Origin of the sequence: Rossellomorea vietnamensis (genome assembly GCF_025398035.1) — a bacterium.
Lineage (GTDB): Bacteria > Bacillota > Bacilli > Bacillales > Bacillaceae_B > Rossellomorea > Rossellomorea vietnamensis_B.
The window spans coordinates 2900106-2920792 of sequence record NZ_CP104558.1 but is presented as its reverse complement, the minus strand read 5'-3'; the positions used below and the strand labels follow the sequence as shown (position 1 = coordinate 2920792).

Annotated in this window: 16 protein-coding genes; 6 read left to right on the top strand and 10 right to left on the bottom strand. The window is 42.3% G+C overall.

Translation table 11 applies throughout. The features are described from left to right. Window positions 1-131: 131 nt before the first annotated feature. Together N5C46_RS15085 and N5C46_RS15080 are read right to left on the bottom strand one after the other, a co-directional pair. Window positions 132-908, bottom strand: a complete 777-nt coding sequence (locus N5C46_RS15085) for a 3-hydroxybutyrate dehydrogenase (RefSeq protein WP_261749219.1) — start codon at window positions 906-908, stop codon at window positions 132-134. A 19-nt stretch (window positions 909-927) separates the two neighbouring features. Beyond that, entirely contained in the window at window positions 928-2214 is a 1287-nt protein-coding gene (locus N5C46_RS15080; RefSeq protein WP_261749218.1) for a GntP family permease, read from the bottom strand. Between the two features lie 181 nt (window positions 2215-2395). Here N5C46_RS15080 and N5C46_RS15075 point away from each other — a divergent pair, with 181 nt between their 5' ends. After that, window positions 2396-3271, top strand: coding sequence for a LysR family transcriptional regulator (locus N5C46_RS15075; protein WP_261749217.1), 876 nt, complete (start codon window positions 2396-2398; stop codon window positions 3269-3271). A gap of 106 nt (window positions 3272-3377) precedes the next feature. Further along, complete coding sequence (locus N5C46_RS15070) at window positions 3378-3779, top strand: carboxymuconolactone decarboxylase family protein (RefSeq protein WP_261749216.1); 402 nt, start codon at window positions 3378-3380, stop codon at window positions 3777-3779. 210 nt (window positions 3780-3989) lie between these two features. Here N5C46_RS15070 and essA read toward each other — a convergent pair whose 3' ends face one another. The 7 genes from essA to N5C46_RS15035 form a co-directional block, all read right to left on the bottom strand. Next, on the bottom strand, window positions 3990-4472 hold the full coding sequence (gene essA / locus N5C46_RS15065) for a type VII secretion protein EssA (RefSeq protein ID WP_261749215.1): 483 nt from the start codon (window positions 4470-4472) through the stop codon (window positions 3990-3992). Beyond that, complete coding sequence (gene esaA, locus N5C46_RS15060) at window positions 4462-7458, bottom strand: type VII secretion protein EsaA (protein ID WP_261749214.1); 2997 nt, start codon at window positions 7456-7458, stop codon at window positions 4462-4464. The genes essA and esaA overlap by 11 nt, the downstream gene beginning before the upstream one ends. Then, entirely contained in the window at window positions 7455-11912 is a 4458-nt protein-coding gene (gene essC / locus N5C46_RS15055) for a type VII secretion protein EssC (protein ID WP_261749213.1), read from the bottom strand. Before essC ends, esaA begins: the two co-directional genes overlap by 4 nt. Before the next feature lie 15 nt (window positions 11913-11927). Then, window positions 11928-13223, bottom strand: coding sequence for a type VII secretion protein EssB (essB, locus tag N5C46_RS15050; protein ID WP_261749212.1), 1296 nt, complete (start codon window positions 13221-13223; stop codon window positions 11928-11930). A 14-nt stretch (window positions 13224-13237) separates the two neighbouring features. Further along, window positions 13238-13477: an ESX secretion system protein YukD gene (locus N5C46_RS15045; protein ID WP_079532350.1), complete on the bottom strand. Its 240-nt coding sequence runs from the start codon at window positions 13475-13477 to the stop codon at window positions 13238-13240. 80 nt (window positions 13478-13557) lie between these two features. Next, window positions 13558-13851 carry a WXG100 family type VII secretion target gene (locus N5C46_RS15040; protein ID WP_034764875.1) on the bottom strand — a complete coding sequence of 98 codons (294 nt, stop codon included), beginning with the start codon at window positions 13849-13851 and terminating at the stop codon, window positions 13558-13560. Window positions 13852-14345: 494 nt separating this feature from the next. Then, window positions 14346-14966, bottom strand: coding sequence for a putative periplasmic lipoprotein (locus N5C46_RS15035; protein WP_261749211.1), 621 nt, complete (start codon window positions 14964-14966; stop codon window positions 14346-14348). A 176-nt stretch (window positions 14967-15142) separates the two neighbouring features. On the opposite strand from N5C46_RS15035, the gene N5C46_RS15030 reads away from it, so the two are divergent. The 4 genes from N5C46_RS15030 to N5C46_RS15015 all read left to right on the top strand — a co-directional run bounded on the left by N5C46_RS15030 (window position 15143) and on the right by N5C46_RS15015 (window position 19628). Continuing rightward, entirely contained in the window at window positions 15143-15829 is a 687-nt protein-coding gene (locus tag N5C46_RS15030; RefSeq protein WP_261749210.1) for a response regulator transcription factor, read from the top strand. Then, entirely contained in the window at window positions 15826-16830 is a 1005-nt protein-coding gene (locus tag N5C46_RS15025) for a sensor histidine kinase (RefSeq protein WP_261749209.1), read from the top strand. Before N5C46_RS15030 ends, N5C46_RS15025 begins: the two co-directional genes overlap by 4 nt. 100 nt (window positions 16831-16930) lie before the next feature. Further along, window positions 16931-17692, top strand: a complete 762-nt coding sequence (locus N5C46_RS15020) for an ABC transporter ATP-binding protein (RefSeq protein ID WP_261749208.1) — start codon at window positions 16931-16933, stop codon at window positions 17690-17692. After that, on the top strand, window positions 17682-19628 hold the full coding sequence (locus N5C46_RS15015; protein WP_261749207.1) for an FtsX-like permease family protein: 1947 nt from the start codon (window positions 17682-17684) through the stop codon (window positions 19626-19628). The genes N5C46_RS15020 and N5C46_RS15015 overlap by 11 nt, the downstream gene beginning before the upstream one ends. A 98-nt stretch (window positions 19629-19726) precedes the next feature. Here the strand turns inward: N5C46_RS15015 and N5C46_RS15010 are convergent, their stop codons facing one another. Further along, window positions 19727-20683: a hypothetical protein gene (locus tag N5C46_RS15010; RefSeq protein WP_261749206.1), complete on the bottom strand. Its 957-nt coding sequence runs from the start codon at window positions 20681-20683 to the stop codon at window positions 19727-19729. Window positions 20684-20687: the final 4 nt, after the last annotated feature.

The following is a 20687-nucleotide window of genomic DNA, read 5'->3' as shown; positions in this document are numbered from 1 at the left end:
ATCATTGAAGAGAAAAATGCTGATGGAAGAACGTATGTGTTGAAACTAACATGTCGTTAAACGACTCGATAAAAGGATAGAAAAAAGACATCGGCATTTTACACGCCGATGTCTTTAGGGAATGAAACGATTTATTGTGCCGTATATCCACCGTCGATGACAACTGCTTGTCCCGTTACACTCTTCGCTTGATTACTGGACAGGAACATTGCGTAATCGGCAATTTCACTGACATCGAGCAAGCGTTTTTGAGGGACTAACGGATAGATGACCTCTTCCAATACTTTTTCTAAAGGAACGTTGCGCGTAGTGGCAATATCCTTCAATTGTCCTCTTACGAGTGGTGTATCCACATAACCAGGGCAAATGGAGTTCACTGTAATGCCAAATGGAGCAGACTCAAGTGCCGCTACTTTCGTCAATCCGATCACACCGTGTTTGGCGCTGTTATAGGCAGCTTTCCCTGCAAAACCTACTAAACCGTTGATGGAAGAGACATTGATGATACGGCCGAATCCTTGTTTCTTCATGATAGGAAGAACGTGCTTGATGGCGACGAAAGGAGCCGTTAGCATAATCTTGATCATGAGCTCGAATTTCGCTGTCGGAAACTCTTCAATTGGTGATACATGCTGTAATCCCGCATTGTTCACGAGTACATCGATGCGTCCATATTGTTGGTAAGCTTTATCGATCATGTTCCGGATATCCTCTTCACTTGTTACGTCCGCTTTAAGGCCGATCGCTTCATATCCAAGGTCTTTAAGGTTTTCGGCTGCCGCCTTAACGCCTTCTTCATTCAGATCCGTCAGTACTACTTTACTTCCGTTTTCTGCATAGGATTTTCCTAATTCAAATCCGATTCCGCTTGCTGAACCTGTTATGACTACTACTTTATTTTCTACCATTTCCAAACACTCCTTTAAATTATATTAGACCGATGCTTGCCATAATGATCCCTGCAATTACTGCGATCGTAGGGATGACGAGGCCGACCATGAATACATCCTTATAACAGTCTTTATGGGTTACATTCGTCACTGCCAAGAGCGTCAGTAATGCTCCATTATGAGGCAGGATTGATGCACCTGAAGCAATCGATGCCATGCGGTGAAACGCTTCGGGACTTATACCCGTTGTCTGTGATAAGTGGTAATAGGTATCGCCAAGTGCCTGCATGGCAATTCCCATTCCACCTGAAGCAGAACCGGTGATCATGGCAAGGATCTGTACGATCAGTGACTCAGAGATCAAAGGATTTGACGAGATTCCCAATACTAGATCCGTGATGCGGTCAAAATCAGGTACACTCGTCACGACTGCACCGAAGCCTACTGCGGCACTTGTATTGATGATGGCCATCACAGAGCCTTTTGCCCCTTCATTGATGGAAGGGATGAATTTCTTATATCGGCTCAAATTGATTAGGAGAATCAGAACAATCCCTGCCAATAAAGAAGGGATGGCGTCCAATTTGATACCGTTCAATAACACGACAACCAAAAGTAACGGCAGCAAGGAGACAATCCAATTGGGTAAAGCTTGCTGCTCTTCATTGGACCCTGCCCCTGCTTGGCTGATTTCCTTAAAGGTATCACCGCTAGCAGCCATCTTCTTCTGCCTGCCCACGAGCCACAGATATCCCCCGACAGCCATGATGAGTGAGGATACTAAGCCCATCCATGAACCTGCCATCGGTGACGTGTGAAACGTCTTCATCGGAATCAAATTCTGTATTTGCGGAGTTCCCGGAACAGCCGTCATGGTGAACGTAAATGCCCCCAGCACGATCGTCGGGGCAATAAGCTTTCTAGATATATCCGCATTCCTGAATAAAGCCAAAGCGATGGGATAAATCGCGAATACCACGACAAAGAGACTCACGCCACCATAGGTCAGAACGGCCGAAGCGACAAGTACACCAAGAATGGCGCGCTTCTCCCCGATCAATTTAGTGATTTGGTAAGCAACCGATTTGGCAGCACCCATATCTTCCATCAGTTTTCCAAATACAGCTCCCAATAAGAAAATAGGAAACCACTGCTTGGCAAAGTTCACGAATCCCGACATATACGTGTTGGTATACGCATCCATCAGGTCCATACCGCTCATCAGCGCCACAATGCCTGCGACGATTGGTGCGATCCATATGATGGACCACCCCAGATAGGCAAAGACCATCAACAGGATCAATCCTATTAAAATACTAAACAACTTCTTTCCACCCTTCTAAAGAAAACAAAAAGAGAGTACGCGCTTTCACACCTCTCTTCCAACGTTTAAACAGTAAATTTTTTGACGTAAGAAATTTTACTCTTCTCCTATAAATAAGTAAAATGAATTAAAACTATACTTATCATGCAAAAAAGTTATAGATTAAAAAGGAGAGAAACCATTGGATATTCGACAGCTTACCTACTTTAATGAAGTGGCCAAATTCAAAAGTTTTACGAAAGCTTCAAATGTTCTTCATCTATCCCAGCCCACCCTTAGTAAAATGGTCCGGAGCCTGGAAGATGAACTGGAGATGGAACTGATTGACCGGTCCGCCCGTCAAATCGAACTGACTGAGGCGGGGGAAATCGTTTATGAACAGGGGCAGGTCATCCTGGAATCCCTTGATCACTTATCGACTCATCTGTATGACTTAATGAACTTAAAGAAAGGGAAAATCAAAATTGGAATCCCGCCGTTGATTGGATTTTTATTTTTCCCAAGCATCATAAAGGAATTTAAAACATTATATCCGGACATCCAGATACATCTGAACGAATATGGTGCCAATAAAGTGGAGGAAGAAGTGAGGGATGGGATGCTGGACCTGGGGGTGGTCGTCTTACCTATGGATCAAGAGCAGTTTGACGTCGTCCCCTTCGTTTCTGAGAAACATATGCTTTTTGTCCATCACTCTCACCCTTTGGCGGAAAAAGATTCGGTGGAAATGAACGAATTACATGATGAAGACTTCATCCTCTTCAGTGAAGACTTTGCCCTGCATGACAAAATCATTGAAGAGTGCAGAAAGGCGGGATTTTATCCAAAGGTCGCCTATGAGAGTTCACAGTGGGACTTTATAGGCGAAATGATCGGGCAAAATCTTGGCATTTCCATCTTCCCTCAATCCATTTCTAAAAAAGTGGACCAGGGAGTCGTAAGATCCATTCCCATCGTAAACCCGGTCGTTCCGTGGAACTTAGGGATCATCACGAAAAAAGGAAGATACGAATCGTTTGCTGTTCGTGAATTCAAGAAAATGCTGGATGACCGATAAAACCTATAACAATAATGCATACTTTTTATAAATTATATGTATTTTACGCATATACACTTACAGCGTTATAGTATTCCTGTAGCAACTTAGACAGGAGGAATGGAACATGAATCAAGACAGATATCAAAACGGTTTGGATAAACTGATGGAATATACACTGACCGATAATATAGAAATCTCCACTCATCTCAAAATCTCGGAAGCACTGGAAGATATCGCTCCCGATGTGGGAAAATACATCATCGAATTTGCCTATGGTGAAATATATACTAGGAAAGGATTGACGAATAAACAGCGCGCCCTCGTCACCATTTCCTCCCTTGTGACACAAGGAACGGAGCCCCAGCTTGAGCTCCATATCAACACGGGACTAACAGCAGGGTTAACGGAGGAAGAAATCGTCGAGAGCATCACTCATTTAATTCCTTATACCGGATTCCCACGCGTTCTTAATGCGTTAACGGTTGCGAAGAAAGTATTCGCTATCCGTCATGAGGATAAACACTGATCAAAAAAGAGACCTGATGAATTGTTCAGGCCTCTTTTTCGTTAGATTGCTTTATTTAGGTCTTTCACCTCTAATAATATCCTTACCCTTACTATGATCAATTGGACATCACCAAGGGCCTCCTGAGCCTCTTAAAAGGTTGGTGGATGAGACTCATGACTAATTTAAGAAGAGGTGCCCTTAATTTGCTGGGCGCCTCTTTCTTGCTTTTTATTTCAACCCCTGTTTCCTTTGAGCCGTTCTATTCCAGATAACAATAACCGCTATGAGAAGTACTACACAAATCCCAACAAATATAGCAATCAAAAGAGAAAGGGAAGAAGATGATTGACTGTCTTCTTCCAATCCCCCTAATCGGGCCGATTCGGATTGACTGAACAGTTTCAGATTTACAGCTTTTGCTTTTATTGTATTGGTATCTTTTTCTTCACTGTAAAAAATTCTATCTTTCAGCTCGTTCAACCCGTTGCTTGGACGCCCTTCAAAGGTCAGGCTCTTCTGTTCATCGGGAATTTTTATCTTCTGGTTTGTTGATGACTGATCATGGATCAGGTCACTGTTTTTTTTGAACTTATTTTCCTGATAATCGTTCGGTATCAATTCGTTTATGTTTGTACCTGCAAATATAGGTGAACCGAACAACATCATGACACTGACGATGCATGTCAGGAGAAGAAGGATTTTACCCCTCATAAGCTTCCGAACTCTCATCGGTTTGGGTATTAGAGCGCCTATTCAACAATACTTGTAAGACGGCAAGACCAATCACGACCAATCCCAAAATAATGACAGCTTGATTGAAAAGTGACTCCGTGCCGTATTGAATCGACATATACACAGTAGACATCGGATCTTTAAAATTGAAATTCGGCGTAGTCAAGGCTAATAGTGGTGTCACAAACAGGGTGATGAGCCCTACAGAAACAAACCAGCCCACTAAACGATGTGCCACAAAAGCCACTCTGACAAGTCCTGATGCAGTCAATAATAGAAGGATCGTAAAGACCGTCCACTCGACAGAACGTGATTCCACCAACGGATAGATGTCCAACCCATACAGACTGATCACGAATCCGACAATCATATTCAGGAGGAGAAAAATAACTCCTTGAATCCAAAGAGGTGCATTTTGGAAGTAATAGCTTGTATATCCGATAAGTAAGCTGGATAACAAGACGATAAACAGGATAACAACCGGTGGAAGAACGCTCGCACTCTTCTCTTCCGGAACATCACCCTTTACGTTTAAAGGATTTGTTAAGAAATCATATACATACCCATTGGATTGTCCGTCAACGAACGCATTTCCGAGGACGCTGAATACATCATCACGGATCAATTGAGTGGAAGCTACATTCGTTGCCCACTTATTATTCAAGGTATCCGCATCACTTTGTACATTGGATACATTTGATTGAAGCTCGTTCGTATAGGAAACGATTGTACTTTGGCTTTCATTCACTGTATCCAGGAAGGAATGGATCGACTTGATTTCACTTCCGATTTGCTTTTGGTTCCCTACTAAATCAGGACCTGCTGCTCCCTGAACAGGAGTTGGAGCCGCTTGTTCAGGCTGCTGGATTCTATTTAATACATTTGTTGCCTCTTGATTAATCGCATTCAGGCTCTCTGTAACCTGTGCTTGCTGATCATCTATGGTTTGATTGTATTCAGCAGCAAATACAGTGTAAGAGTCTTGAAGTGTAATAAGGGCATCCTCAGTAGTCGGCAACCCTGTATTTAATTGTTCCCACTCCGCTTGTTCCGTCTGACTCACTTTCAAGATCTCATTGACCTCATTTTTAAGATCTTCATCCTGAAGAACGGCCGCTTTCACTCCATTCTCCGTTAACATCCCGTTTAGAGTCGCTTCATAGCGATCGAGGTAAGAGTAGTACTGTAGAAGATCCATAAGCTTATAGTTATTAATCCCGCGGGAAAAATAGCCATATAAGGTGTTTCTCCTATTTTCCGATAAAGCGGCTGAGTTCAGGATCGAACTCTCCTTATCCTCAATTTCGGCAACGATATTCGAAATGTTATCTGAGAACATCTCCAATTGGTTTATGAGAGCTTCATTTGTCTCAGTCAATGTCTTGACTTGATCTTTGAGCTCTTCATTTTCGGTTGTAAGAGTTTCAACCTGTTTGGTCAGTTCATCAATTTTATCAATCAGTGTCTGATTATCTTCAAGAAGTCTTGATACTTCTCCCAACAGTCTATCCACTTCGGCCTGAAGAGGGTTCTCAGAACTATTATTTTTCCCTTGCAGCTTCGTTCGGACCTGTAGGATGCGATCATTGATCGTTTGAATATTGGTCACAGCTGCCGTTATGTCTTCGGGTGTTGGTACGGTTAAGTTAGTCAGTGTTTCTTTCAACGTATCGATTTCCGCAGAAATAGCTGTCAGCTCCGTTATTTCCGGTTCTAAATTCGGTGGTGCCGGAGAAGGGTCAGTTGGTTCCCCTGGCTCGGTCTCTCCTTCCTGTGAGGAAATCACGACCTGGTGAGGGGCGGGATCCTCTCCATCTTTTGGCGGCTCAGGAATCTCAGGTGGGGCAGGTGGATTGAAGATCTCCCCATCTCCTTCAGCCAACTTATTATTAAGCTCGAAAATATTTCCTTGCAGGTTATTCAGCGTTGTTGTGTCCTGAAGCTGCTGATAGAAATTCAACACTCTTTCCTGAAAGGAGTAGAAATCTTCCACCTGTCTACCTACTTCTTCAAATCTGCGCTTCTGCAGGTCGGTGAATATCTCCTGGTTTGTATCCATATTGCTATTCAACTGAGTCAAACCTGCCGTTAAAGCCTCACTTTGCTCTGAGAATAGTGATTTGGACTTTAAGTAGCGCGGCTGCTGGTTTTCAGTTGATTCATTGATCATCTGTACGGATTGTGACTGAATATCCGCTAATAATTGCTTTTGATTATCCTGATATTCTCTATATTGGTTCACATATTCTACGAAGCTTGAAAGGCTTTGTTCAAAGGATTCCAACGTATTTTGCTGTTGTGGTGTCCGACTGTCAGCCTGCTGGATCGAGTTTTGAAGATTTGATAGCATCGATGTCTGCTGTTCGATCTGACCAGCGAGATCCTTTGAACTAGGTTTATAGAATGCCAGCATCGTTTCTTGGAATGTCTGTTCTTTTTGTAAAATTTCATCGAATTCCGCCCGGATATTCTCCATATCCGCTGATACATAATTCCAATAAAGGGAGGACATTTTATGATTGACCCTTTTGGTGGCCTTTTCGATTTCCAACTGCACCTTTTCTTTATTTACAGCATTCAGTTGGGGTTGAACTTTAAAATTCAGGTTAGTCTTTTCCGGTCTTTCTTCATCATATGTCATGACTTTGTCAGAGAAGTCCGAAGGGATATAGACCACTGCGTCATATTTTGAACTTTGAAGACCGTTTTCTCCTGCACTTCTGCCAACGACTGTCCATTCAAAGGAAGATTGATCCTCCAATATGGACGTAACATCCCCACCAAATGCCAAGGGCTCCCCATCTACTTCTGTCCCTGCATCTTCATTCACAATAGCAATGGCTTTAGTGGCGTTTTCTTTCACTTTCAGCGGGTTTTCACCTACTGAACGGAAGAATAGAAGAGGAGTTGCAAGAATCATCATGACCGCTAATAAAAGTTTGAACAGGCTTACCTTCTCTGTCATGCGTGTACTTTCCTTTCCGTTACCATAAGTGGTATTTGAATTTTGATTTCTTTTCCATTCTCAATATAATAACCAAAACCAGGCTGGATTTCCGGCTCTCTCCGGTCATAACTGAGAGTGAATAGAGTTTGTTCTGATTTCTTCATCAACACAAGGGCTTGTCGAATTTGTTTCATTTCAACCGTTAATGTATCGTAGCCTTTCGTTAACTCACTGTTGTTTCCGGAAACGATCACACAGAAGCCTAAGTGACTGTAATTTTTCATGCACTTCACAATTTTGTCCTGGAGAAGGGGATCCAGATTTTGCAGGAATCTTGCATACCCATCCACGATCAACATCACAGGAGAGAAGGATGGGAGAGTGCTTCCCTTTTGAATGGATAAGTTATATTGCTCTTCTCTTGAACTGAATAGCTCCTCCACTCTGTTAAGCCACATGGAAATATGCTCTTTGTTTTCCATATATACAACCTTGTCTTCCCTCATCAAATTCGATAATCCCCTGTCTATGGAATCGAAGATCGCAATATGTTCACTATCCTGGAGGAGTGCTGTGTTGGCTAATACTTTCAACACATTTGTTTTCCCTTTTTGTGCCTGTCCCAATACAAGGCAATGCTTTGTTTTCTTGAAGTTCACATACACTGGTTCAACCGTCTCTTCATCCAGCCCGATCGGCAGCAGGCCTGCTTTTATCCGTGAATCTGTATACTGGGTGAAGTTGACCATGGTCAGTTCTGTCGGCAACATCGGCACCGGTTTAGGTGAAGACAAGCCCTTATATTTCTCTTTCAATAACTGAATATCTTCTTTCAACAGATTCAGCTGTTCATAATCATCTTTTCCTTCAGTAGGTAGGAAGACTTGAGAGAAGTAAGCCGTATCTTTCTTAACGATCGCTCTGCCTGGAATGGCTTCCGGAGAAAAAGGTAATCTCCCTAACATCGTATACGCCTCTGAACTGTCCATTAAATAGTGGACGATTTTCGTTTTGAGATTATTCATCAACGACTGTCGTACAGAATTTACACGTGTAGCTGTAAAATACATATATACTCCAAGCGATTGGCCATCCCTCGCAAACTGATTGATCTCTGCTTCAAGCTCCTGCATCTCTTCTTTGACCAGATCAAAATTATCAATGGTCACAAATAAAAGAGGAAGTTTATCTTCACTTACCGTGTTATACATCTTGATGGAACTGACCTCTTGTTTTTGGAAGAGTTGTTTTCTGCGTGCCAGTTCATCGTCTAAAATCCCAATGAATTTCTCTATTTTCCTCTCTTCGTCAATCAGGAAGTAATCTGCCGTATGAGGTAGCTGTTTCAGTGGCAGCAATCCGCCATTCCCAAAGTCGAGAAGATAATAATGGATCTCTTCCGGGGTAAACTGTGTAGCCATGCCCATTAATAACGTAATGAGCGTTTGGGTCTTCCCGTACCCGGATGAACCGAAGATACCAACATTACCGTCCTCAATCACCTCATAATGATATGGGGTCTGGCTCTGTTTCTCCGGCTCGTCCACCATGGAGAGGAGGATTTTATTCTCCTCAGTCTGGGCGAATCCTGTTCTGTAAATCCGATTGGATAAAGGAGGGAGCCAAGGACTGGATAACTTCTTCAAGTCCATTTGATTCTGCAATGCTTCGATCCGATCGACTACGGCGTCGATTTCACTGGTCATTTCTTTTTGACTGCCGGGATTCGTCGATACTTCGGATAAAGGAATGAGTCCCAGATCCGTGACGATCGCCACTTCATCCTCTGCTTCAAAGGACTCCTCCTGGTAAGGGGCACCGCTCCAGGCTGATTGGAATAAGTCATACACTTCATTGTTTCCAACCTGTAGGTATCCTCTTCCTGTCACCGTCAGGGATGCTGCATCTCCATTTTTAAGGATTTCGCGGCTGTCCTCTGTGTTTTGTACTTTCAAAGCAACTCTAAAACGGGCATTACTCCAGATTTGATTGTCTATGACGCCGCCCGGCTTCTGGGTGGCAAGAATAAGATGAACCCCCAGGCTACGACCGATACGGGCTGCACTGACCAATTCTTTGATAAACTCCGGCTCTTCACTTTTTAATTCCGCAAACTCATCCGAGATGAGGAATAAATGGGGAAGGGGCTCTTCCGTTTTCCCTCGTTTGTAGAGACGCGTGTAATCGTTAATATGATTCACTTCATAACGATCGAATAAGCGCTGTCTCCGTTTCAGCTCACTCTTAATGGAGGCAAGCGCCCTGGTACTGAAGTTCTTACTTCCCTCGATATTGGTGATCGTTCCCAATAAGTGAGGAATGTTCTTGAACGGTTGGGCCATTCCCCCGCCCTTATAATCGATTAACAGAAACGCTACTTCATGGGGATGGAAGTGAACCGCTAACGATAGAATATATGTCTGCAGGAATTCACTCTTACCTGATCCAGTCGTCCCTGCAAGTAATCCGTGAGGCCCGTGGGCCTTTTCATGCAAGTTAAGCTCGACGATATCTTCCTTACCTTTTAAACCGACAGGCACAGCCAGCGACTTAGCTGATTCTCTCGATAGCCAATTTTCTTCAATCGGCAGTTGATCCACATCCCTCACTCTGAGCATGTCGAGGAAAGACACGCTTGTAGGGATCGAGTTAGTCATCCCGATCTGATGGTTAAGGGTTCGCAGGGTTCTTGCATATTTCTCATTTCCGTCATGCTCATACCCATCCATGGTGAAAGGAATCTTTACAGCTTTCTTATCCTGAATCAGGATATCCCCGTCGTTATCATTAATGTAACGGACGAGTGTGTGAACATTATCTGATAAGCTTTCTTTGGCCTCTGCCGCGAATATGACAGACATCCCCAGGTGTCCATACTCCCCTTCCAGGTATTCCAGGATCACATGGTCAGAAATAAGCTGATGATTCGTGATGACAAAGACGAAATGAGGAGCATATCTTACCTTTTCTGAATCTTCATCTATATCTCTTTCACGCAGGATTTCATAAATGGAGGAGAGGATTTGATCCCTCGTTTTCTCGTTGTAAATGAACCCTTTTGCAAAGGACTGGGGTAATTGAAAATGGGGTAACCATTTCATCCACTCCCAATCCTGGTACTCTTCTTCATGAAAGATGGAGACGAATCGTACATCATGGTAGCTATGAAAGAACGTCAATTGGCCGATAAGCTGGTGAATCTCGTTTTTGTAGACGGATTCTTTCCCGATCAAACCGATGGCCCCTTTATGAAGATCGGCTGTTACCGGTAATTGTTCGATTTCCCGATAGGCCTCTTCTAACTTCTGTGATTCTTCCAATAGCTCATCCATTTCACGATTGGACATATCGGAAGAATTCACCGAAATACTGTAGCTGGCAGGTAGCTTCCCCCTGCCCAATCGGAACTGAAGGAAGTCGGGACTTTCAATCGTCCTCTCCCAAAGCCTGTCGGAAAGCTGATCTGTCAGGTACTTCATTCTTTCAAATGAAGGGAAATGAAATTGAAGGACATCGGACTGTCTCTCTGCAAGGGACTGAAGCTCTTCCCTTTTATTCTCCAAGTATTGAGTATAGATGCGTTTTCTGCGTTCCTGAGATTTCTTTTTGCTGCTTTTATCTTTGAAGAACTGGACGGTCGATGTAACAAGGGTGGTGGTGAACATGACCATCGAGATAATGATGAAAATTCCCCTCGGAATGACAATGGCTACAATCCCCATGACGATCAGCATCATGAGTGGAGGGAGGATGATTAACCACAAACTCCGGTTTGTATCACTGGATTCCTGACTCGGAAAGGATAATTGAACCTTTTCATCCGGCAGATCGTAAACCATCCTCGGTGTACGGCGGTAATTGGGATATTTCTTCTGCATCTCGGACATCGGTCTCACAGTTTCCACTAACGAAGTCTGATAGTCTTCGATACTATGTATCTCGATTAAATCATCCTCTAACAGGGTAACGGATAAGAAAGCAGTAAATAGAATGTCACCAGTTTGTAGCTTCTGTTTTCCTGTAACCAAATGACCATTTAGATATAGAGAAGAAGAATCACCCGTTGCTACTATCCATCCACCATCGGAATCCTTGTACCAGAAGCAGCTTGCTTCCCTGTTCCCGTATGGATGATAGATCGTTGCTTCAGGTTCCACAGTCGACATACTGATTTCTTCTTTATGGCCTATATAAAAGATCTCCGCCTTTGGTTTGAATGAAGTGATGATGATATGCAGCTCATTATCCCCGATCTGCAGGCGATGATCACTGCCTGGTTCAAGGATGCTGCCTTCTTCCCCTTCACGATGAAGACGGAAGGTTGATCCGAATTTCTCTATTTCGACAGTTGAAGGCAAGGACAGGATCGTGATCGTATCTTCTATTTGGGGACCCAAAGTGATTTTTTTGTTTTCATCCTTCAAGAGGATCGTTTGATAATAATGGTCGTGAAAAACCCATAGGGCATACATGTGCTCACCCCCCTGTTAGTTTGTTTTCTTCTTATCATCTTTTGGTTTTGAATCTGCAGGTGCAGATTCCGTTCCATCCGTAGCCGGATCTGCTTTTTCTTCAGTCTGCTGCGGCTGCTCTATCGACTCTGTCGGCTGTGATGATTGTTCCTCTTCCAGAGCCTTCATTTCTTCTTCATATTCAGCAATTTCACTTTCAATTTCATTTAGTTCCTGTTGTCTTTCTTCGCTATCAAGGTCTCCGTCCGCCTTCACTTGTTCCCTGTATTTTAAGAGTCCAAATAGGATCAGATCGCGGTCCTCTAAGAAACGGGCGGTTTCCAAGGCTTCTTTCGCCTTTCCTCTTCCGATATTGATCCAATACTCATAATAAAGAGGATCTGATTGAAGGGAGACCGTGTTGCGCACATTTTCCTTTTGATCCTCGGTCAAGGATTCATTAATGATATAGGAAAGGGCAAGCTGGTATTGAGTGACCTTAGGTATTTCATCGATTTCATATGGTTGGAGCTCCGTCACAACGTCACTATATTTTTCAAGCAGGAAACTCTCCTGTGCCGCTACCACCCTGTCCTGCTTTGGATTCATAAAGAAAAGAGAATAAATGGAGTAAAGGATGGCAGGGACTAAGCATATAGAGACCCCAAGAAGAACATACCGATTGACCTTCCATTTCTTCTTGCTGACCTTTACATATAAACGTTCAGTTTTCTTGGCCTCTGCGATGGAATGGTTCAACACTTCACTTAATTCCTGCAAGCTCCCCGCTTCCAGAATGGCCTTTGTAATGGAAGATAACTTTAATGTTCCATTGAATTTTAAGTAGTCCTCGAAACGATGCTGTAAATCTACAATGGCTGCTACCGTGGCTTTCGTTTCTTTAAGCAGGAGCTCCTGGTCTCTTTCGTATGGGGGAAGACTCTCTTTCACACCGTAGTGAAGGAAATGTGGTGTCATCCCCTGGTCAAATACAATGTTTTCGGGACATATTATGAGGTGGAGGCGTGACAGCGCATGTCTTTGAATCTTCTGCACCAACTGATAGGCAGTCATCAAACGTTCTTTCTCATTTGCCTTTAATTGAGGATGAAACGAGAAGGACTCCGGTACGGTATTCACGATGCATAATTCATCATTTTCCATGGTGATTTCTCTTTGGATGAAAGGGGATAATTCCTTCAGGAAGCCGATCTCCGTTACGTCATCCAATTTAATTTTTTCTTTTTGAAAAATAAGCGCGATCCGATTTTCTTTTCTATGTATTACGGCTTCCAGCTTTTCTTGTAAGTAAGATCCACTTTTTTGTGCCATTCTATTGGTCTCCTTTATAAAATTTCAATTCGATCTCCCGTATGGATCCCTGCATCGACCAGCCGTATATTGCCTGGAACCACTTTATGCTTGTTGGCAATCCGTATCCAATAGCCATCCCTGGTTTCAGCCGTAAGCTTTTGGGACTGCCATACAAGATCAATCAGTTTTTTCACAGTATGATAATTTGATAGTCTGAGATCGAAAGAATTCTCATCATAACGATTAAGATCAATGGTGATTTCTATATACATGTCCGGGTTCACCTCATAAGGAAGGAGCGCCCCACATAATGATAAGCGCTCCTTCATGTTTAAAATGGATTGGGATAAACTTATCCGCGAATTTGATTAGCGATCTGAGCATCTGCATCTTCAAGAGACTTGGCTGTGCTTGTCAACTGCATAGAGATGTCTTCAAGAAGCTGTTGCATTTGCAGGAATGAAGGACGAAGTGTTTGATATTGTTCACCAAACGCACGGCTTGATTCACCTTCCCACATACCTTCCAACTCAGAAATCATATTGTCAAGGCGTGAGATCTGTTCACCCACTTGGCTGCTTTCGCTTGTGTATCGATTTGACATACTAATCAATTCTGCTGGGGTAACACGAATAATTCCTGACATGTAATTCCTCTCCCTTAATTAAAATTGGTGGTAATCATCTATTTCAAATCAGAATACCCAAATAAGAAACATGAAATCAACTAAACTATGTAACCCGTTTTCGCTTAATATCCTTATAATTACAATTGTTTCCACACTTCCAATATCATACTATTATAAACATACATATAAACACAATTTTTACAGGAAAAAGGAAACTTTATAACTACAGGAATAATCAATTTCAGGTCATTTGATATAAGATCTACTATCGTTCATTAGGTAAATAGTATGAAAAAAATTACTATAGGCTCCCCTGTATTCACGAATCAGCAGATTCAAGATTGGATAATCCTATCAATTAGTTACAAGTACTTACTATATATCCTTATTTTTACTTTTATAAACCGTATTTTTTATAAAATTTTCTTATATAGAATTTTTTTAAAAGATCCATTTAGCACCTTAAAAAACCTCACTCCTATCATTTTGGAGTAAGGTTATAATTTATTTCCTTATAATTCTTCTACATTTTGTTTCGGTTCATTCAGGTCATACGTCACATTGTACTCTTCGGCAAGAAGTTCCATGTCCGAATGATAGGCGTCCACCAGTTTGTAATACTCCTCCATTTTGGTATTGGATTCATTGATCAAACCTTCATCCTGGTCTTCAATTGCCTTCTTTTCAAGAATGAGGGCATCATAAAAGGTCTGGGTTGCCGTCACGACCCGGTCCGCCATTTCTTCAAGCTCAGGGATCCCCGCCTCAATCCCCTGGGCTTCATTCAGGGCTTTCTCGTAGGCTGGTATGGTGATGGTGGTCAACTCCCTGTAAACGGTTTGATCATCCGTATAGTTGACTCCTGATACGGAGGCCAGTGACTGGAAGGCGACGACTTCATATTCTGCCACCTTATAGATATCCTCGTTGATGAATTGAAGGATTGCCTTTTGCTTATCTGCTTCCTTCATCTTTTCGTTTTCCGATTCATCACTGATCAGATCCACTTTTTCCTTCTTAGTGCTGCCGGTCTCCGCCTCCACTTCCTGATCCTTATTAATCGAAATCTGCACTTCACCACATCCACTTAACAGAACGGCTGTTATCAAGGCTAACCCGAGAAGTTTCTTCATGATTTAATTCCTTTCTTATGCAATTGGGTCAATTGCTTTTAGAAGTTAAATACCCATCTTTTGTAAAAATAATCTAAATATTTCTAAATAAAACAGTTCCTATCTTCAGTCATATGGCAAACGCATGCAATTTCCTATACACTTTATGTAAACAGCAAGAATGAGTGGTGAAAGAGTTGAAATTATTGTTAATCGAAGATGATACAACCCTATTCAATGAAATCAAGGAACGGCTTTCCCAGTGGTCCTATGAAGTATATGGAATCAACGATTTCAATCATGTCATGCAGGAGTTCACCGAGGTGAAACCGGATCTTGTGATCATTGATATTCAATTGCCTAAATTCGACGGATTCCACTGGTGCCGGATGATACGCTCACATTCCAATGTGCCGATACTGTTCCTGTCCTCCCGGGATCACCCGACGGACATGGTCATGTCCATGCAACTCGGGGCAGATGATTTCATCCAGAAACCCTTTCATTTTGATGTCCTGATCGCAAAGGTTCAGGCCACTCTCAGAAGGGTGTATAACTATAACACCGAACAGGTGAGCATCAAGACCTGGTGCAGTGCAACCGTTGACTTTGAACGGAATACGGTATCCAATGAAATCGGTTCTATCGAATTGACGAAGAATGAAATGTACATATTAAAACTTCTTATTGAACAGAAGAATAAGATTGTCAGCAGAGATGCCCTGATAAACAGCCTCTGGGATGACAAGCGGTTCATCAGTGACAACACGTTGACCGTCAATGTGAACCGCCTCAGGAAGCGCCTTGAAGAGATCGGACTCGGCCGCTTCATTGAAACGAAGGTCGGGCAGGGGTATCTGGCCATTGAAGAGGATTCGCCATGATCCGTACATTCTTATGGGAACGGAAAAGCTGGATTTCATTCGTGCTTGGACTCCACCTGTTATGGATCTTTATCGCCTTTATCGATACAGCCATCCCGTTACAACCGATCATATATATGGTGTTTCTGTCGCTGCTCTTTTTCACTGTTTTTGTGTTCATCCGCTATCAGAAGGAAACCCGATTCTTCAAACGATTGAAAGAATGGGATCATAACCTCAACATGACAGGGGTGGATGCCCCGGATACTCCCTTCCAGGAAATCGTTTCGGATAGTCTATCGGAGCAGGCAAACCTTTTGAGAAAGACAGCAACTGAGAACCGAATCATGCTTGAACAGGAAAAGGACGACCTTCTGTCCTGGATCCATGAAGTGAAAACTCCGCTGACTGCTATGCATTTGATGATTGAGCGTTTGGGAGAGGACCCTGTGAAGTCTCATTTAAAATATGAATGGCTGCGCATCCACCTTTTGTTGGATCAGCAGCTGCACCAGAAACGTATGTCTTTTATGGAGAATGATTTATTCATTGAAGACACCAATCTCGAATCTGTTATTTTTCAGGAAATAAAGACCTTGCAATCCTGGTGTATTCAGAAGGGGATCGGATTTGATATTCAACTTGAGGTCATAAACGTGCTGAGCGATGCGAAATGGCTCTCTTTTATGATCAGGCAGCTTTTGACTAACGCTGTTAAATATAGCTCTAAAACGGATATTGCCATAGTAAGCGAAAAAAGAGCTGGAAAAGTGACTCTCTCTATACAAGACTTCGGCAGGGGAATAGACTCCAGGGACCTGCCAAGGATCTTTGAAAAAGGATTCACCTCGACCACCGACCACAATGATCATGCTTCTACGGGAATGGGCTTATACTTAACCAAGAGAGTGTCAGAACCTCTGCTGATTTCCATAGATATTGAATCCAAACGGGAAGAAGGGACCCGGGTCACCCTCACCTTTCCTGAGAAAAATGATTTCGTCCAACTTACCGGCGTGTGACAAAAATGTCACATGCTTTTCTGTTTTGTTCGAACAATAAAAGGAAAACAACCTTCCTGCTTTTTATAATAAAGGTATCAAATCAAAGGAGTTTTAAGTGATGACTATACTGGAAGCAAGCAAACTTCATAAAAGCTACGGAAATAAATTCAATAAGCAGGAAGTGTTAAAGGGGATCGACCTGTCGATCCAAAAGGGTGAATTCGTCAGTATCATGGGGGCGTCGGGTTCCGGAAAGACGACTCTCCTAAATGTCCTATCCTCCATCGACAAAGTCAGTGAGGGCTCGATTAAGATTGAAAGCAATGAAATGACGATGATGAAAGAAAAGCAGCTCGCACAATTCCGAAAGAATCACCTCGGCTTTATCTTTCAGGATTACAACCTGCTCGACACGTTGACGGTGAAAGAAAATATCCTTCTGCCATTATCCATCACCAAGACCCCTAAGAAAGAAGCCGATCAGAAGTTCAAGGACCTTGCTTCGGAACTCGGCATCCTTGAACTGAAAGATAAATATCCGAACGAAATCTCAGGCGGGCAGAAACAGCGGACATCAGCCGCCCGTGCCTTCATCCATGAACCAAGCATCATTTTCGCAGATGAACCGACGGGGGCCCTGGACTCGAAATCGGCCTCTGACCTCTTGAACAAACTGAGTGAGCTGAACCAAAAGCTGAAGGCGACGATCGTCATGGTCACCCATGATCCCGTAGCGGCAAGCTACTGCAGCCGGGTCGTTTTCATCAAGGACGGGCAAATCTATACCCAATTAAATAAAGGTGAGCAGGAAAGACAGCATTTCTTCAGTGACATCATGAAAACCCAGGGTGTGCTCGGCGGGGTGCAGAATGAACATTAATACCCTTATATTCAGAAATCTGAAGAAGAACCTGAAGAATTATTACCTTTATGTATTTGCTTTAGTTTTTAGTGTTGCCCTTTATTTCGCTTTCGTGACCCTTCAGTATGATCCATCCATGGATGCAGCGAAGGGAACCATCAAGGGTGGGGCAGCAGTAAGGGCAGCATCTGTCCTGCTGGTCGCCATTGTCTCGATCTTCCTTTTATACGCCAATACCCTATTCATTAAGAGAAGAAGTAAAGAAATCGGGCTATTTCAGCTGATCGGCATGACAAAGAATAAAATCTTCCGCATTTTAAGTGTAGAAAATTTCATCCTATATTTTGGAGCTTTGATACTTGGTATCTTAATCGGGTTTTCCTTCTCCAAGTTAATCATCATGATATTATTCAATATAACCGGCGTTGAAGCGATTGCCACACTGCATTTCTCGGCCAAGGCCCTTCTCCAGACCATCATCGTGTTCTGTGCGATTTACCTGCTGATCATGCTGATGAACTTTGTATTCATCAAAAGACAAAGCATCTTATCCCTTTTCAGAGTCCGATCTTCAACGGAAACGAAAGTGAAAAAGATGTCCAAGTTTGAAATTGTGATCGGAATCTTTGGCATGATTCTAATTGCCTCCGGGTATTATGTATCTTCTAAATTGTTTGGCGGGGACTTCACGACCATGCCAGAACTTTATGGAGCCATGCTATTTATTCTCGGCTCGGTGATTCTGGGTACCTATCTTTTTTACAAAGGATCTGTCAGCTTTATATTTAATGTCATCCGTAAGAAAAAGGATGGTTACTTAAACATCAACGAGGTCCTGTCTCTTTCATCCATCATGTTTAGGATGAAATCCAACGCCTTATTGTTGACGATTATTACAACAGTCTCGGCACTGGCTATCGCACTACTATCTTTGAGCTATATCGGGTATTATTCAGCTGAAAAAACGGCTGAAAATAATGTCCCGGCGGATTTTTCATTAATAAACAAACAAGACTTCAATGATTTTAAAGAAACCCTTTTGAATGATGGTATTGAATTCAAAAAAGAGGAAATTGAAGTCATCAGAGCTCTCGTTAACTTGGAAGACATTGCAGACTCTGAATTTAGTGAATTGAACGGATCACAAGATGCCATGCCTACTGCTGTCATCAGTGAAAAAAGTGTAGAAGGTGTTGACGTAAAAATAGACGAAACGGTCTTTACAGGCTATAGCGACTTACTTCAAAAGCTGATGCCACTACACGATTCCGGCAAGACAGAGCTGAAAGGAAAGACGAAGAACATAAAGCTCAAATACTTGGGAATGCGGGATGAATACCCGATCTCTGGGTGGTTTACAGGGTTCGGTTCACCTGCGGTCATTGTGGATGATGATGTTTTTCAGCAGCTAAAAAAGGATCTGGATCCAGAAATTCAGAGAGAATCCTCCCTTTATATCGGTGTGAACATCGAGAAGGAAAAAGACGTAAAGAAAGCAAACGACCTCTTTCATGAATTAAATCTAGTTGAAAGATGGGGGAACACTTCACAGTACGACATGAAAGCCGAACAAAAACAAAGCATGGGCCTCACGATGTTCATCGTCGGCTTTCTCGGCCTCACCTTCCTGATCACATCGGGCTGTATCCTCTACTTCAAACAGATGGACGAAAGTGAAGATGAGAAACCGAACTATACCATTTTACGAAAATTAGGATTCACCCAAGGTGACTTATTGAGAGGCATTCAAGGTAAGCAGCTCTTCAGCTTCGGGATCCCTCTCCTCATCGGACTTCTGCACAGTTACTTTGCGGTTCAATCAGGATGGTTCCTATTCGGGGCCGAAGTCTGGACGCCGATGATCATTGTGATGGTTTTATATACGGTGTTATATTCGGTCTTTGGTGTATTATCGGTTTTGTATTATAAAAAGGTGATTAAAGCGGCGTTATAAACGGATAGAGCCATCCCTGATAAAAGTTGGGATGGCTCTTTTATGTAGTGCGGTATTCCTTTTCCGCCATCTTTTTCACGATAGCGTGTTTTCTATACCTATTTTAAGATTCTGGGACGTAGACAAGCAATGAAAGATAAGATTATAAGAAGTGCTTCCCCCTGAACGGCAAATAATGTTACGTAATCCTCTCCGTCCAGAGCCCAACTGTTTTTATTCAGAAAGAATAATAGAGTGAATAACAGAAGGAGAACATTACTCTTTATGAGAAAAACAAAACCTCGTTTAATTGAAAAGAATTTTTCATCTTTTTTGTTACCTTTTTTGCTGAATTTTGAAGTTAAATATTCTACTACAGTTAGTTGAACAACTTCAAAAAAACTCTTGAAAGAGCTACTAGTGGCAATGATTTGATCATCATTTACTTTCTCATGATTAATCGACCATATGTATTCTTCTGCGGGAATGAATAGATAAACATCCTCTGTTTTATTAGCCGTACTATTTACATAAGTAATGTGGTTGGTTTTTTGTCCATTAGCTTTAAATGCTTCCAAGAATAAGCGAATTTGAAAGGCCTGACTCTGGTCATTAATCATGCGATTAAGCTCTTTTTCCTCAATAGCATGAATCATATCGAAGGTACTGGTAGCAAGATCCAGATTTATCTTGGCCGGATCTTCATCGACTTCAATGTTAAGATTGTAGAATTCACACACTATCAATGAAACTTCCTTATCTAAATTCTGATAAAAAAAAGTGTGTTTAGAACGATTGATCCTTTCAAAAAGAGCCAGTTGCTTATCTATAGAATGGATTAATAACTTTTCTTCCCCATTCTCAAAGCGGACATAGTGTTCTGACTTTCCAATATCATCTATTATCTTTCTAAATTCTTTCGAGTTATTTTTGGATTCACCTATTTCCTGATCCCTTTTTTCTTTGTGTTTATTGCTTTTTCTCTTCAGTTGGTTCGCTTTTTTGCTAAATCCTGCTTGCTTTAAGCCGTTGATAAGTTCCGTTGTTGAAAGATTAAAGATTGTTTCCTTCTTCATGCTA